Here is a 14,472-nt window from a genome sequence, read left to right as displayed (position 1 = left end):
CGCCCATCCGGCGGGCCCCCTGCCTTTTCGAGTCGCGGTTCGAACGCGAAGTACGGACACGACCGGAGGAATGCGGAAAGGGCCCTCTCCCGTCACCCGGGAGAGGGCCCTTTCCCTCTGTCGGCCGAACGTCCCCTCAAACGTCGGACCGGACATCCGAACGGCCTCGGACGGTCCGGGCCCCGAGGGACCCGGACGGGCTCAGGCCGCGGCCGGAGCCGCCCCGCCCTGCCCCGCGGCGACGGGGGCCGGCTTGGCGTCCTCCTCGTACAGGTCCCCGGACGGGTTGTTGTACGCGGCGACGTCCAGGATCCGCTCCCGGGCGGCGACCACGATCGGCACGACGACCTGGCCGGCGACGTTGGTCGCGGTGCGCATCATGTCCAGGATCGGGTCGATGGCGAGCAGCAGGCCGACGCCCTCCAGCGGCAGGCCCAGGGTGGACAGGGTCAGCGTCAGCATGATGATCGCGCCGGTGAGGCCCGCGGTGGCGGCCGAGCCGACCACCGAGACGAAGGCGATCAGGATGTAGTCCTTGATGCCCAGCTCGATGTTGAAGACCTGGGCGACGAAGATCGCGGCGACGGCCGGGTAGATCGAGGCGCAGCCGTCCATCTTGGTGGTGGCGCCGAACGGCACGGAGAAGGACGCGTACTCGCTCGGGACGCCGAGGCGCTCGGTGACGCGGCGGGTGACCGGCAGGGTGCCCACCGAGGAGCGGGAGACGAAGGCCAGCTGGATGGCGGGCCAGGCGCCCTTGAAGAAGTGCAGCGGGTTGAGCCCGGCGGCGAAGCGCAGCACCAGCGAGTAGACGACGAACAGCACCAGCGCGCAGCCGAGGTAGATGTCCAGGGTCAGCGTCGCGAAGGGCTTGAGCAGGTCCCAGCCGTACTTGGCGACGGACTTGCCGATCAGGCCGAGGGTGCCGAGCGGGGAGAGCCGGATGACCCACCACAGGGCGGTCTGGGTCAGCTCCAGCACGGACTCGCTGAGCTTGAGGACCGGCTCGGCCTTGGCGCCGAGCTTGATGACCGCCGCGCCGACCACGACCGCCAGGAAGACGATCTGGAGCACGTTCACCTTGGCGAAGGAGTCGACGATGTTGGTCGGGAAGATCCCGGTCAGGAAGTCGATCCAGGTGCCCTTGGAGTCGAGCGCCTTGAGGCCCTCGGTCTTCAGGTTGGTGCCCTCGCCCGGGTTGGTCAGCAGGCCCAGGCCGATGCCGATGGCGACCGAGATCAGCGAGGTGATCATGAACCAGAGCAGCGTGCGGGTGGCCAGGCGGGCCGCGTTGGTCACGTTGCGCAGGTTGGCGACGCTCACCACGATCGCGGTGAACACCAGCGGCGGGACGGCGACCTTGAGCAGCTGGACGAAGATCTTGCCGATCGTCTCCAGGGTGGTGGCCAGCCAGGAGATGTCGGCGGCGCGGGCCAGGTAGCCGAGGCCGACGCCGAGCACGAGGCCGGCGACGATCTGCACCCAGAACGGTGTCTTGCGGATGCGGGTGAGCACGGACGGCGACGAGGTCACCTCGGGCGCTGTGGACATGGGGGAGCTTCTCCGGGGGAGGGCGTTGCTGACGGTGAGGTGTGGGGCGCACAGGCGGCACAGCGCGGGGCCGGACGGGAGGGGCCGGGCCCCCGGTTAGGGGCGTGCCGCCGCAGTACAGCTCATGGCGCGACAACGGCGCGGGCTGTCCACAGCACCGGCCAGAGCACACGGGCGGGCGGCGCCGGGCAGCGGGCCCGGGCCGTGCGTCCGCAGTGCGTCTGAGGCTGTCATGGCCGATACGTTAGCAGCAAAGGTTTGAGATGTTCAAAGGACTTGTTTGAGGTTACGCAGAGTTCCCACTTCCCCCGGATTCATCACGGGGCATGACTCCGGACACGAACGAAGCTGACGTGTCATCAGATCGCCATACGAGTCCGATTGACCGCTCGACGGTTATACGTATAACCTCGGCGGCGTCCTCGACCACGCCTGCCCACCCGGGAGAAGACGCCGATGGGCTACCTCGCCCTGCTCCGAGCCCCCCACGTCACCCGGCTGCTGCTCGGCACCCTGCTCGGCCGCCTGCCCGCCGGCATGACCGCCCTGGTGATCGCCCTCGCCCTGCGCGACGCCGAGGTGCCGTACGGCCGGGTCGGGCTGGCCACCTCCGCCTACGCGATCGCCGCCGCCGTCGGCGGGCCGGTGCTCGGACGGATCGTGGACCGCACCGGACAGCCGCGCGTGCTGCTCGCCTCCGCCGTGGTCGCCGGCGGCGGGTACGCACTGCTCGCCCTCGACCCCGGCTCGGCGATCGGCGCGCCCGTCGGCGCCGCGATCGCCGGGCTCGCCATGCCCCCGCTGGAGCCCTGCCTGCGCTCGCTCTGGCCGGACGTGGTCGAGGAGGAGCAGCTGGACACCGCGTACGCCTTCGACTCCGCCTCCCAGCAGACGCTCTACGTCGCCGGACCGCTGGCCGTCGCCGCCATCTCCGGACTGTTCAGCCCCGTCGCCGCGCTCTGGGTCGCCGCCGGGCTCGGCCTGGCCGGCGCGCTGATCGTGGCCACCACCGGGCCGGCCCGGACCTGGCGCGCCCCGGTGCGGGAGAAGTCCGCCGGACTGCTCGGACCGCTGCGCTCCCCCGGCCTGGTGCTGCTGCTGGTCGGACTGGGCGGCGCCGGCTGGGCGGTCGGCGCCCAGAACGTGCTGTTCATCGCCTACGCCGAGCAGCACGCCGGCGCGCTGCCCGGCGGCGGGGGCGCCCTGCTGGCGCTCGCGGCGCTCAGCGGCCTGCTGGGCGCGCTCGCCTACGGCGCGGTCAGGTGGCGGCGGAGCACCGCCACCCGCACCTGGGTGATGGCCCTGGTGATGGCCGCCACCTACCTGCCGCTGCTCTCGCTGCCCGGGCCGTACCCGATGGCCGCGCTGGCCTTCCTCTCCGGGATCATGCTGGCGCCGCTGCTGGCGGCGGCGTTCGTCCTGGTCGCCGAACTGGCGCCGACCGGCACCGTCACCGAGGCCTTCGCCTGGCTGGTGACGCTGTTCGCCACCGGCAACTCGCTCGGCTACGCCGTCTCCGGCAAGCTCGCCGAGGGCTCGCTGCGCTCGGTGGCGCTGTGCGCGGTGGGCGGGATCGCGCTCGGCGGACTGCTGCTGTTCGGCGCCCGGCGCTGGTTCCACCCGGCCCCGGCCGCCCCGACCGCGCGGCCCGTCCCGGTGGGCTGACCCACCCCCACGAGCGACCGCGCCCACCGGGGTCTGGCCGGCGGGCGCGGTCTTCCCCCGCCCACGGGTGATCAGCCGCGGCGGCCCGAGCGGGGGCCGGTCCGCTACGCCGGCGCCGTGGAGGAACGCGGCACCAGTGCCGTCGCGAGCGGTGCGACCGGCGCCACCCGCTCCCCGCGCAGCAGCGCGGCCAGCGCGGCCGCACCCGCCCGGCCGAGCTCCTCGCCGGGCAGGTCGACGGTGGTCAGCGGCGGGGCGAGCAGCGCGGCCACCGCGACGTTGTCCATGCCGACCACGGACAGATCCTCCGGCACCCGCAACCCCCGTTCGGCGGCGGCCTGGTAGACCCCGGAGGCGACCACGTCGTCGTCGCAGATCACCGCGCGCGGCCGGTCCGGCCGTTCCAGCAACCGACCCGCCACGGCCCGCGCGGCCCGGTGGCCGTCGTTCAGACTCACGCCCAACTCCACGACGTCCAGGCCGAGTTCGCGGACGGCCCGCTCGAAGGCGGCCTGCCGGACCCGGAAGGTGTACGCGGCGTGGCTGGAGCGCAGCCGGCCGATCCGGCGGTGGCCGAGCGCGGCCAGGTGCTCGACCGCGGCGCGCATCCCGCCGGCCACGTCGAGCTCGACGGTCGGCCGCGCCCGGTCGGTGCCCGGGTCGGCGTCCAGGAAGACGGCGGGGGTGTCGGCGGGCAGCTCGCCGAGCTGGCTGTCGTCCGGGGAGCAGATCAGCAGGCCGTCGAAGCGGCCGGCGGTGGCGGCCTCGGCGAGGGTGTCCCGGCCCCAGCCGGAACTGACCACGACGGACAGGCCGTTGCGGCCCGCCTCCTCGTGGACCCCCTCCAGCACCCGGCCGAAGAACGGGCCCTGGAGGTTCGGCACGGCCAGCAGGATCATCCCGCTGCGGCCCAGCCGCAGCTGCCGGCCGGCCGCCTGCGGGCGGTAGCCGAGGCTGTCGGCGGCCTCCCGGACCCGCTGCCGGGTGGCCTCGGAGACCCGTCGGCCCGCTTCGGCGCCGGAGAAGACCAGGGAGACGGTGGCCTGGGAGACCCCGGCGAGCCGGGCCACGTCCCGCCCGGTGGGCCGGCGGACGGGGGCCGGCCAGGTGCCGCGCGCCTCCTCGGTGGACGACGGCCCCGGCGGCGGTTCCGGCGACGGCCCGGACGTCGGTCCGGGCGAGGGCTCGCAGGGCGGCTCGGACGGCGCGGAGTCTCGGATGGCGGGCACGGGGGCTGTGCTCGGGGCGGGGCCGGGGGTCAGCTCTGGCCGGCGGAGGCCGCGCGGGCGGCGTCGTCGGCGGCGTCCTCTTCCGCGTTCTGCGCGGCGATCCGCTCGGCGGTGCGGTTGCGCAGCCCGGCGACCTTACCGCTGACCTGCGCGGACATCGCGTCGCGCTGCTTGCTCAGCAGCGCGTAGCTGAGCGGCGCGGAGGCGATCGCGGCCAGCAGGAACAGGAAGATCACGCCGGCCTCGCCGCTCACCGGGATGATCTGGAAGTGACCGAGCAGCAGGGCCACCAGCAGGCAGCCGAGGAAGATGCTGACCCGCAGGGAGGTGTAGCGGAGCGTGGCGTGCGACTTCTCCGGGCCGTTGCTGGTCACTGGACACATCCTTCTTCTTGGCGCGGGCGAGGGCGGGTCCTCCAGTCAAGCATGCCTGACGGGCGGCGCGGGGCACGGGGCACCCGTGGGTCCCGCACCGCCCGGCGCCGTCCGTCCGCAGGCGGGAGTCAGCGCAGATCGAGCCACATGGTGATGTCGTCGCGGTCGTCCCCGGGGGCGACCCGGATCGCCGCCGGCACCCGGCCGACCTCGCGGTAGCCGCTGCGGGCGTAGAAGCGCTCCAGCCCCAGCCCGCCGCGTGCGGTGAGCCGCAGCGACTCCAGGCCCCACTCCCGGGCCACCCGCTCGGCCTCGGCGAGGAGCCGGGCACCGTAGCCGCGGCCCTGGAAGTCCGGGTGCACCATGACCCGCTTGAGCATCCGCCAGTGCTCCATGGGGCCGAAGCGCATCGACTCGAAGAACAGCACGCCGGCCAGCCGGCCCGTGCCGCTCTCGTGCGCGACCAGCAGCCGGTCCGGGCCGTCCGGCTCGACCCCGGCAAACTGGCGGTCGGCGGTGTCCCAGACCTCCTCCTCGGTGACCGGCGCCACGAAGCCGACCGCCCCGCCGGCGTTGGTGACGTCGGTCCAGAGCCGGACGACGTCCGTCCTCAGGTCCGGATCGAGCTTCGGGTCCAGGGTGAAGGTGAGGGCCATGGGGCGGAGCCTAGACCTCCGGTACGACAGCCCTACCGGGCGGGTCCGTACGACCCTTCGGACCCGCCGCTCCACCGCCCCGCTCCATCGCCCCGCTCCGTCCGGCCGGCCGTCACGGAAGCGCCGGCACCGCCCCGGCGGTGCGGTTGGTGCGCAGCGCCAGGCAGAGCCCGACCGCGACGACGCACAGCGCTCCGGCGCCGTACCAGGTGAGGTCGTAGTCACCGAGCGCGTCCCGGGCCAGGCCCGCCAGCCCGGCGACGACGGCCGCGCCGATCTGGTGGGCGGCGAGCACCCAGCCGAAGACGATCGGGGCGTCCTCGCCGAAGTGCCGGCGGCACAGCGCGACGGTCGGCGGGACGGTGGCCACCCAGTCCAGGCCGTAGAAGATCACGAAGGCCAGGATCGGCGGCTGGAGCGAGCCGGCCAGCAGCTGGGGCAGCAGGAGCAGGGACAGTCCGCGCAGCCCGTAGTAGACGGTCAGCAGCAGCCGGGAGTCGACCCGGTCGGTGAGCCAGCCGCTGAAGACCGTGCCGACCACGTCGAACACGCCGATCAGGGCGAGCAGGCTCGCGGCGGTGGTGACCGGCATGCCGTGGTCGTGCGCGGCCGGGATGAAGTGGGTGCCGACCAGTCCGGCCGTGGTGGCGCCGCAGATCGCGAAGGAGCCGGCCAGCAGCCAGAACGCCCGGCTGCGGGCGGCGTCGCGCAGCACCCGCAGCGAGCGGGTCAGGGCGCGGCCGTCGGCGACCGGCGCGGGAGGGGCCTCGGTCGCGCCGTACGGGAGCAGGCCGAGGTCGGCGGGCCGCTCGCGCATCAGCAGCAGGACCGGGACGGCGACGGCGCTGGCGGCGAGCGAGACCACGACCACGGCCGAGCGCCAGCCGTGCTGCTCGACCAGCCAGGCGCCGACCGGCAGGAAGACCAGGTTGCCCGCAGCTCCGGCGGCGGTCAGCACCCCGGTGACCAGGCCCTGGCGGGCCTGGAACCAGCGGCCGGTGATGGTGGTGGCGAAGGCACCGGCCATCGATCCGCTGCCGAGACCGACCAACACGCCCCAGCAGAGCACCAGTTGCCAGGGCTCGCGCATCAGCATGGTCAGCCCGGCGCCGACCGAGATGGTCAGCAGCGCGCAGACCACCACCAGCCGGACCCCGAAACGGTCCATCAGGGCGGCGGCGAAGGGGGCGGTGAGGCCGTAGAGGGTCAGGTTGACGGAGGTGGCGCTGGAGATCGTCCCGAGCGACCAGCCGAACTCGTTGTGCAGGGCGTCCATCATCAGGCTCGGCGTGGAGCGGAAGCCGGCCGAGCCGAGCAGGACGAGCAGGGAGACGGCGGCCACCACCCAGGCGTAGTGCACCCGGGGGCGCCGGGCCGGGGCGGGCGGTCCGGAGGCCGGCCGTTCTGGGGCGGATGGTTCGGAGGCGGATGGTTCGGAGGCGGGTGGCTCGGAAGCGGGGGCGAGGGCGCTGCGTTCGGTCACTCTGACGAGTGTTCCGGCGCGCCCGGAAGCTGACGAGTGGCCCGAATGACAGCTTTCGCAAGAATCGGGCCAGCGTCCGCAGTACCCTGGCCGGGGCCGAGCGACCGTCACCGGAGGCCGCTCCCACCGACGCCCGAGGGGGACGGCATGGCACACCTGGTCGCGGTACTCGCCCTGGAGGGCGTGATCGCCTTCGAACTCGGCATCCCCGCCCGCATCTTCGGCGGCGCCAAGGACCCGGACGGTCAGCCGCTGTACGAGGTGGCCACCTGCACCCTGGACGGCGGCCCGGTCACCACCAGCGCGGACTTCCGGGTGGTGGTCGACCACGGGCCCGAACTGCTGGAGCGGGCCGACACGGTGCTGATCCCGGCCTCCGCCGACTCCAGCCCGGCCGTCGCCGACGCCTGCTTCACCCCGGCGCTGGCCGCCGCGCTGGCCCGGATCCGGCCCGGCACCCGGCTGATGTCGATCTGCACCGGCTCCTTCATCCTGGCCGCCGCCGGCCTGCTGGACGGCCGCCCGGCCACCACCCACTGGCGCTACACCGAGCGCTTCGCCCGGCTCTTCCCCCGGGTGCGGCTGGACCCCGACGTGCTCTACACCGACGACGGCGACATCCTCACCTCCGGCGGGGTGGCCGCCGGGGTGGACCTGTGCCTGCACGTGGTGCGCCGCGACCACGGCAGCGCGGTGGCCAACGCGGTGGCCCGCAACTGCCTGGTGCCGCCGTGGCGCGAGGGTGGCCAGAAGCAGTACGTGGAGGCCCCGAGCCCGGCGGACTCCGGCGTCGGCGGCACCGCCGCGGTGCGCGCCTGGGCGCTGGAGCACCTGGACGAGCCACTGGCGCTGCGCCAGCTCGCCGACCAGGCGGGGATGAGCGTACGGACCTTCACCCGGCGCTTCCGCGAGGAGACCGGAGCCAGCCCCGGGCAGTGGATCACCACCCAGCGCACCGAGCGGGCCCGGCAGTTGCTGGAGCGGACCGACCTGACCATCGACCAGGTCGCCCGGGAGTCCGGCTTCGGCACGGCGGCCTCGCTGCGGCTGCGGCTGCGCGGCCGCCTGGACGTCGCGCCGAGCGCCTACCGGCGCACCTTCCGCACCGTCGCCGAGAGCCCGTGAACCCGCAGGACCCGCAGGACCCTTGGAACCCGGTCCGCCGGTGGCCGAAACCCGTCGCCTCCCGGCGTCGCATTGGATGGCGGCAGGCCGCGCGCACCCCGAGCGCACCACGGCGAGCCGCCATCCAACCGCGGCGCGCGAGCCCTGAACCCGCGCCGCACCCTCCGCACTCGCCGAGGAGCGGGCCTCGACCGGCCGCCGGCGGTCCCCCTCGCTGGCACGAATTCCCTGGACAGCAACACCGCGGCGGTGGACGGACGTCCCCTCGGCGTCCCCTCGCGACGGAGCGCCGCACCCAAGCGTGATCAGTCGGATACGTCACGTCAATGGGTAGTCCGAAATTCGGAATGGTTGCGTCACCTTTCGGCCGGTGATCGGAACCGTGGTCCGGCACCGCCCGACGGCCCCCGCGAAAGCCGCTATTGCGCCAAAGCCGCCCAGTCCACGTCGGCCAGCGGATCGGCCGGGCGGGCGTCGCCGCCGATCTCGCACCAGACCCGCTTGCCCTCGCCGTCCGGGTACCAGCCCCAGCGTTCGCAGAGCAGCTCGACCAGCTCCAAGCCCCGCCCGTTGGTCGCCTCCTCGTCCGCCCCCGCGCGCCGCGGGGCCGGGGCGGCCCGGCTCGCGTCGGCGACCTCGACCCTCAGCAGCGGGGCGGGCTGACGGCCGTCCGCCGGGTCGTCTCCCCCACCCGGCCCGTCCGCCACCGGCAGGCAGAGCCGCAGCACGGCCGGACAGCCGGTGTGCACCACGGCGTTGGTCACCAGCTCCGAGACCACCAGCACCACCGTCTCGGCCATCGGCGCATCCGGGTCCACCCCGTGGTTCAGCAGCCGCGAGCGCACCCACCGGCGGGCCCGGCCGACCTCGGCGGGGTCAGCCTGCACCGCCAGCTGTACCTGAAGAACCTGCACCGCTCCACCACCCGCACTCGCAGTTCGGCCTGAGTCCCGATCGGGCCGGCTGGGCCGGCCGACGGGCCCTCGCGCGTCGCCCGGCGCCGCCCGGGCCGTACCCGGGCGTCCGCCCACGCCCACTCGTCCACGTCGTCCCGTCGGTCGGGCACCGGCCGCGGCACGAATACGCCTCAGGATGGGCGGGGGGACGGACCGCAGCAAGCGCTTCGGGCATATTCCGGCGATCGGGGGACAGCGCAGTGCATACTGTCCCGCTCACTCTGGCGAGCCTCGTACCGGCGCTCGGCCGCCCCGGGCCCACCCGCCGGCCCCGCAGTCGGGAACCTACCGCCAGGCGCCCCCGGCGCCCCGCCCGCCACTCGCGCACCACCCGTGCGACCCGTGCCCGGCGGCGCTCGCGCGTCGGCACCGGCGCACCGTCCCACCAGCCGACCGTCGTACCGTCCGACGATCCGGCCCCGGGCGCCCGGGCAGGCGGTCCCGTACCGGTGGGGACGACGGTCCGCGCCGAACGGTTCCACTCTTGCGGCAATCGCCCCCGGCGCCGCCCGGCCGCAAGATACCGTTGGGTACGCCAGCGAACCCGGGCAGGAGGGTGGTTCCCGATGGCCACCCCCGAGCGGAACCCGCGCTGGGACGAGCAGTTGCAGCGCCGCCTCGCCCGCGGCGAGGAGACGGCGCTCGGCGAACTCTACGACCGGCTCGCGCCGATGGTGCACGGCCTGGCCGGAGGGATACTGGCCGACCAGGCGGCCGCCACCCAGCTCACCCGGGAGGTCTTCGCCCATGTCTGGGAGCACCCCGAGGAGTTCGACCCCGCCCGGGGCACGCTGCGCTCCTGGCTGGGCGCGCTGACCCACCACCGCGCGGTCGAACGGCTGCGGGCGCGGCGCGCCGCCGAACGCGGCCCGGCAGGCGGCACCGGGCCCGCCGAGGCGGAGATCCGCGCCGTGGCCACCGCCGCGCGGATGCGGTTCGTGGTCGACTCCCTGCCCCGGCCCCTGCGTGAGACCATCGCGGTGACCTACTACGACGGCCGCACCTACCCGGAGACGGCCCGGCTGCTCGGCATCAGCGAGCAGGCCGCCAAGCAGCGGATGCGGCTGGGTCTGGAGCTGCTGGCCACCGAACTGGCCGACGAACGCGCCCGCCAGGACGACGCGACCGAGCACGGGCCAGGGGACGGGAGGAGCGGGGAGACGTGAGCAGCACCGAGGAGCGGCACGACGCCCTGCGCTCGCTGCTCGGCGCCTGGGCCCTCGGCGCCTGCCCGCCCGACGAGGCCGCCGAGTTGGAGCAGCACCTGGGCGCATGCGGGGAGTGCGCCGAGGAGGCGGCCCGGCTGCGCGAGGCGGCCGGCTGGCTCTCCCACGACGAGCCGCTGGACCAGCCCTGCTCGCTGCGCCGGCAGGTGCTCGACTGGTGCCTGGCCCGCCGGCCGGCCGAACTGCCCGTCCCCGCCTGGGCCAGGCCGTACACGGCGGAGACCGCCAAGCTCGACGCGCTGCTGCGCGACCTCGGCCCGGAGGAGTGGCAGGAGGTGGCCGAACTGCCGTGGCACGGCGGCACCACGCGGCTGCGCCCGGCCGAGGTGCTCGGCCACCTGACCGCCGTGGACGGCTTCCTGGCGCTCGCCCTCGGCCTGCCCGACCCGGTGCCGGCCGCTCCGGGCCCGCCCGTCGCGCCGGCCGCGCGGCGGGTGCCGCCGCAGGAGCCGGCCACCGGGCCGCCCGTGCCCCGCGTCCCGCCGCAGGGCGGTCCGTACGGCGCGATCACCGCGCGCACCGCCCGCCTGATCGCCGACCAGGCGGGCCTGGCACCGCGGTCGGTGCGCTCCCGCTGGCGGCGGCAGACCCACGACCTGGTGCGCAGCGCCGCGCTGGTCCCGCAGGGCAACACCCCGGTGGACTACGGCTTCGCGGTGCTGCCGCTGCGCGACGCCTTCGTGGACCGCGCCTTCGAGTGCTTCGTGCACGGCGAGAACGTGGCCCGGGCGGTCGCCTACCCGTACGATCCGCCGGCGACCCGGCACCTGCGGCAGATGGTGGAGTTGGTGGTCCGGCTGCTCCCCCGGGCGCTGGCCGGGCAGCGCGCCGCCCGCCCAGAGCACGCCGGCGCGCCGGGCGCACCGGAGGGCGGGGTCCGGGCCGCCCGGCGGGTGCGGCTGGTGGTCGACGGCCCGGCGGGCGGCGAGTGGCTGGTCCCCCTGGACGAGGGCGACGGCGGCGACGCCGAACCGGTGGCCTCGATGGTGCTGGACGGCCTGGAGCTGTGCCAGCTGGCCGCCGCGCACCGGGACCCGGACCGGCTGCCGGTCGGCAAGCACGGTGACCGGGCCGCGGTCCGCGAGGTGCTGCACGCGCTCCCGCTGCTCTCCCGGCCGTAGGGCCGGTGGACCGTAGGCGCGTTGGCCCTTGGGCCCGTGGACCCGTGGGCTCGTGGGGCCCGCGCGGCGGCGCGCGGCCCGGGCGCCGTCAGGCGAAGACGACCGTACGGGTCCCGTCCAGCAGCACCCGGTGCTCGCTGTGCCACTTCACCGCGCGGGCCAGCGCCTGGCACTCGACGTCCCGGCCGATCGCGACCAGCTGGTCCGGGCTGACGTCGTGGGTGACCCGCGCCACCTCCTGCTCGATGATCGGGCCCTCGTCCAGGTCCGCGGTGACGTAGTGGGCGGTGGCGCCGATCAGCTTCACACCGCGCGCGTGCGCCTGGTGGTACGGCTTGGCGCCCTTGAAGCTCGGCAGGAAGGAGTGGTGGATGTTGATCACGCGGCCGGACAGCTCGGTGCACAGCCGGTCGGAGAGCACCTGCATGTAGCGGGCCAGCACGACCAGTTCGACATCCTCCGCGGCGACCAGGTCGAGCAGCCGCCGCTCGGCCTCCGCCTTGGTGTCCTTGGTCACCGGGATGTGGTGGAACGGGACGCCGTAGCTCTCGGTCAGGTCCTGGAGGTCGGTGTGGTTGGAGACCACCGCGGCGATCTCCACCGGCAGCGCGCCGATCCGGGTGCGGTACAGCAGGTCGTTCAGGCAGTGCCCGAACTTGCTGACCATGAGGATGATCCGCATCCGCTGGTCGCTCGGGTGGATCTGCCAGTCCATCCCGAAGGAGGCGCCGATCGCGGCGAAGCTGGCCCGCAGCTTGTCGACGGTGACCGGCTCGGTGGCGGAGAAGTGCACCCGCATGAAGAAGAGTCCGCTGTCCCCGTCCCCGAACTGCTGGCTGTCGATGATGTTGCAGCCGGTCATGAAGAGGTAGCTGGAGACAGCGTGGACGATGCCCTGCTTGTCGGGGCAGGACAGCGTGAGGACGTACTGGGCGCTGGCCGGCTGCTGTTCCACTGGGGGTATCCCGTTCTGAGGTCGTGACGTGGGTGGACGGTCCAGCGTGTCACATCCCGGACATCCGCCGCCCCGCTGCCCGTACTGCGGGACGGAGGGTGCCCGGCCCGTCACACCTGCGTGAGGATGCGCAGCACTTCCAGCGACTTGGGCGGCGCGTCCGGGTCCTCCCCGTCGCCCGCGGCCAGCGCGACGTGCGCCTCGCGGGCGGCCCGGACGGTCTCCGGCCAGCCGGGGTGGCCCAGGTAGGCGGAGGCCGGGGCGTCCGCGCCGACCTCGTGCAGCGTCTGCACGGCCCGCAGCACCGCGACGTCCACCAGCGCGGCCTCGGCGGAGTCCCGGAAGATCGTGCCGACGTACTTCTCGGCCGACCAGTGGTCCAGCCAGGTGTCCTCGACCAGCCGGTAGACGGCGTCGGTCACGTCCCCGTAGCCCTCCCGGCCGGTCAGCCAGGTCTCCCGCTGGAAACCGGGGTCGGACAGCATGTGCAGCGCCGAGCGCAGTCGGGCTCGCCAGCGCCACCAGGGCAGGTCGTTGAGCGGCATGCCGCCCATGGTGCTGGAGCGGTGGCCCGGCCGGGAGGCGTTTCGGGCGGACCGGTGCGAAGAATCTGTGCTGGCGGACATGGTGAACGATCGTACGTTCCCCGTCTGTTCGCGCTCCACTCCCGATCTACACGCGTACCGCCCCCGATTTCGGCCGCCGTTCGCCGCCCGTTCGCACTTCGGCCCTCTCGGCTTGCGGCGCCGGGGCTTGGCTTGCTCCGGTGCGCCGGAGGGCGCCCCAGAGAGGGAAGACCGATGACCAGCCGAAGGGACTCGTTCCAGGACGCCCGTCCCCCGATCGCGCGACGCCGCCGCCGGCGCCCGATCGCAGCCGCCGCGACCACCGCGGTCCTGCTCCCCACCCTCTTCTCGGCCTCCGCGTGCGGCGGATCGGCCGATGCTTCCACCAGCGGCACCGAACTGACCGTGATGACCTGGGCCCCGTCCGGCACCGGTGCGGCCGACCGCCCGGGCATGACGGTGCTCGCCTCCGCCATCGGCCAGGACGTCAACGGCAACGGCGGGATGAGCGGCCACCGGCTGCGGGTGATCACCTGCAACGAGCACAACTCCGCGGACGGTGCCCGCGCCTGTGCCCAGCAGGCGGTCGACGCCAAGGTGACCGCCGTGATCGGCTCCTACAGCCAGTGGGGCGAGGCGTTCATGCCGGTGCTGGAGCGCGCCGGAATCCCGCTGATCGGCGGCTACGGACTCTCCCAGCCGGAGTTCGCCAGCCCGCTGTCCTACCCGGTGGACGGCGGCCTGCCGGCGCTGGTCGCGGGCAACGGCCGCCAGCTGGTGGACGCCGGCTGCAAGAGCGTCGCCCTGGTCCGCCCGGACACCCCGGCCGGCGACAGCCTGCTCGGCTACCTGGGCACCGCGCTGCGGCCCGCCGGGGTCAAGCTGACCGACGTCAAGGCGCCCGAGCAGTCCTCCGACTACTCCCCGGTGGCCCGCAAGGCGATCGGCAAGGACGAGCCGGGCAACTGCATCACCAGCGCCCTGGCCGCCGAGCCGACCGGCAACCTGCTGGACTCCTACCGGCGGCTGGCCCCGAAGAACACCCGGATCGCCTCGGTGATCGGCAGCGTCCAGCAGTCGGTGGTGGACTCCACCGGCGGCGACTCCGGCCCGCTGAACGGCGCCTACGTCACCAGCTGGTACCCGCCGGAGTCGGCGAAGATCTGGGACGGGCTGCGCGCGGTGGTGCGCACCGACACCACCGGCGGCCACACCATCGACGTCTCCGACCCCGGCGTGCAGACCACCTGGGTCGCGTACGAGGTGTTCCGGACGGTGGTCCAGAAGCTGACGGAGGGCGGCCGGCCGGTCACCCCGAAGACGGTCTCCTCGCTGCTGGACAGCGGCGAGGGCATCGACGTCGGGATCACCCCGACGCTGAACTGGGGCACCACCAACATGCTGCCCAGCAGCGGATCGCCCCGGCTGGTGAACACCTGGGTCACGTACCAGGTGGTCAAGAACGGCCGGATGACCCTTCAGCAGCCGGGCTTCGTGGACGTCCGCTGGGCGCTCACCGGGGGCCACCCGCCGGCCTGACGGCGACCTCCCGGGCCAGGGGGGGG

The 14,472-nt window shown here is 74.3% G+C and carries 13 protein-coding genes; 5 read left to right on the top strand and 8 right to left on the bottom strand.

The genetic code is table 11. The annotated features are described in order from the left end of the window. Positions 1-201: 201 nt before the first annotated feature. Complete coding sequence (locus ACZ55U_RS06110; RefSeq protein ID WP_465522926.1) at positions 202-1,551, bottom strand: dicarboxylate/amino acid:cation symporter; 1,350 nt, start codon at positions 1,549-1,551, stop codon at positions 202-204. A 456-nt stretch (positions 1,552-2,007) separates the two neighbouring features. Between ACZ55U_RS06110 and ACZ55U_RS06105 the strand changes: the two genes are divergently transcribed. After that, positions 2,008-3,216 carry an MFS transporter gene (locus ACZ55U_RS06105; protein WP_465522924.1) on the top strand — a complete coding sequence of 403 codons (1,209 nt, stop codon included), beginning with the start codon at positions 2,008-2,010 and terminating at the stop codon, positions 3,214-3,216. A 104-nt stretch (positions 3,217-3,320) separates the two neighbouring features. Here ACZ55U_RS06105 and ACZ55U_RS06100 read toward each other — a convergent pair whose 3' ends face one another. From ACZ55U_RS06100 to ACZ55U_RS06085, 4 genes are all read right to left on the bottom strand, one after another. Beyond that, positions 3,321-4,445 carry a LacI family DNA-binding transcriptional regulator gene (locus ACZ55U_RS06100; RefSeq protein ID WP_465522922.1) on the bottom strand — a complete coding sequence of 375 codons (1,125 nt, stop codon included), beginning with the start codon at positions 4,443-4,445 and terminating at the stop codon, positions 3,321-3,323. Between the two features lie 29 nt (positions 4,446-4,474). Then, a complete protein-coding gene (locus ACZ55U_RS06095) occupies positions 4,475-4,819 on the bottom strand; it encodes a DUF4229 domain-containing protein (protein WP_465522920.1) in 345 nt (114 codons plus the stop codon). A 128-nt stretch (positions 4,820-4,947) separates the two neighbouring features. Next, positions 4,948-5,475, bottom strand: a complete 528-nt coding sequence (locus ACZ55U_RS06090; protein WP_465522918.1) for a GNAT family N-acetyltransferase — start codon at positions 5,473-5,475, stop codon at positions 4,948-4,950. Positions 5,476-5,587: 112 nt separating this feature from the next. After that, on the bottom strand, positions 5,588-6,958 hold the full coding sequence (locus tag ACZ55U_RS06085; protein ID WP_465522916.1) for an MFS transporter: 1,371 nt from the start codon (positions 6,956-6,958) through the stop codon (positions 5,588-5,590). A gap of 147 nt (positions 6,959-7,105) precedes the next feature. Here ACZ55U_RS06085 and ACZ55U_RS06080 point away from each other — a divergent pair, with 147 nt between their 5' ends. Further along, on the top strand, positions 7,106-8,083 hold the full coding sequence (locus ACZ55U_RS06080) for a GlxA family transcriptional regulator (protein WP_465522914.1): 978 nt from the start codon (positions 7,106-7,108) through the stop codon (positions 8,081-8,083). Between the two features lie 419 nt (positions 8,084-8,502). On the opposite strand, the gene ACZ55U_RS06075 is transcribed toward ACZ55U_RS06080, so the two are convergent. Then, complete coding sequence (locus tag ACZ55U_RS06075; RefSeq protein ID WP_465522912.1) at positions 8,503-8,997, bottom strand: ATP-binding protein; 495 nt, start codon at positions 8,995-8,997, stop codon at positions 8,503-8,505. Positions 8,998-9,605: 608 nt separating this feature from the next. Between ACZ55U_RS06075 and ACZ55U_RS06070 the strand changes: the two genes are divergently transcribed. Together ACZ55U_RS06070 and ACZ55U_RS06065 are read left to right on the top strand one after the other, a co-directional pair. Then, a complete protein-coding gene (locus tag ACZ55U_RS06070) occupies positions 9,606-10,205 on the top strand; it encodes an RNA polymerase sigma factor (RefSeq protein ID WP_465522910.1) in 600 nt (199 codons plus the stop codon). Then, entirely contained in the window at positions 10,202-11,386 is a 1,185-nt protein-coding gene (locus ACZ55U_RS06065) for an anti-sigma factor family protein (protein ID WP_465522908.1), read from the top strand. The genes ACZ55U_RS06070 and ACZ55U_RS06065 overlap by 4 nt, the downstream gene beginning before the upstream one ends. 88 nt (positions 11,387-11,474) lie before the next feature. Here the strand turns inward: ACZ55U_RS06065 and purU are convergent, their stop codons facing one another. Next, positions 11,475-12,341 (bottom strand): formyltetrahydrofolate deformylase, encoded by an 867-nt coding sequence (gene purU / locus ACZ55U_RS06060; protein ID WP_465522906.1) that lies wholly within the window; start codon positions 12,339-12,341, stop codon positions 11,475-11,477. Positions 12,342-12,451: 110 nt separating this feature from the next. Further along, entirely contained in the window at positions 12,452-12,967 is a 516-nt protein-coding gene (locus ACZ55U_RS06055; protein ID WP_465522904.1) for an SCO4402 family protein, read from the bottom strand. A 174-nt stretch (positions 12,968-13,141) separates the two neighbouring features. Between ACZ55U_RS06055 and ACZ55U_RS06050 the strand changes: the two genes are divergently transcribed. Further along, a complete protein-coding gene (locus tag ACZ55U_RS06050; protein WP_465522902.1) occupies positions 13,142-14,446 on the top strand; it encodes an ABC transporter substrate-binding protein in 1,305 nt (434 codons plus the stop codon). Positions 14,447-14,472: the final 26 nt, after the last annotated feature.

This window comes from Kitasatospora sp. NPDC034533 (genome assembly GCF_055575155.1).
This window is presented reverse-complemented; position numbering and strand designations above follow the sequence as displayed.

Coding starts and splice junctions, on each gene's coding strand:
- ACZ55U_RS06110 (WP_465522926.1), bottom strand. CDS start 1,551: ATGTCCACAGCGCCCGAGGTGACCTCGTCGCCGTCCGTGCTCACCCGC.
- ACZ55U_RS06105 (WP_465522924.1), top strand. CDS start 2,008: ATGGGCTACCTCGCCCTGCTCCGAGCCCCCCACGTCACCCGGCTGCTG.
- ACZ55U_RS06090 (WP_465522918.1), bottom strand. CDS start 5,475: ATGGCCCTCACCTTCACCCTGGACCCGAAGCTCGATCCGGACCTGAGG.
- ACZ55U_RS06080 (WP_465522914.1), top strand. CDS start 7,106: ATGGCACACCTGGTCGCGGTACTCGCCCTGGAGGGCGTGATCGCCTTC.
- ACZ55U_RS06070 (WP_465522910.1), top strand. CDS start 9,606: ATGGCCACCCCCGAGCGGAACCCGCGCTGGGACGAGCAGTTGCAGCGC.
- ACZ55U_RS06055 (WP_465522904.1), bottom strand. CDS start 12,967: ATGTCCGCCAGCACAGATTCTTCGCACCGGTCCGCCCGAAACGCCTCC.
- ACZ55U_RS06050 (WP_465522902.1), top strand. CDS start 13,142: ATGACCAGCCGAAGGGACTCGTTCCAGGACGCCCGTCCCCCGATCGCG.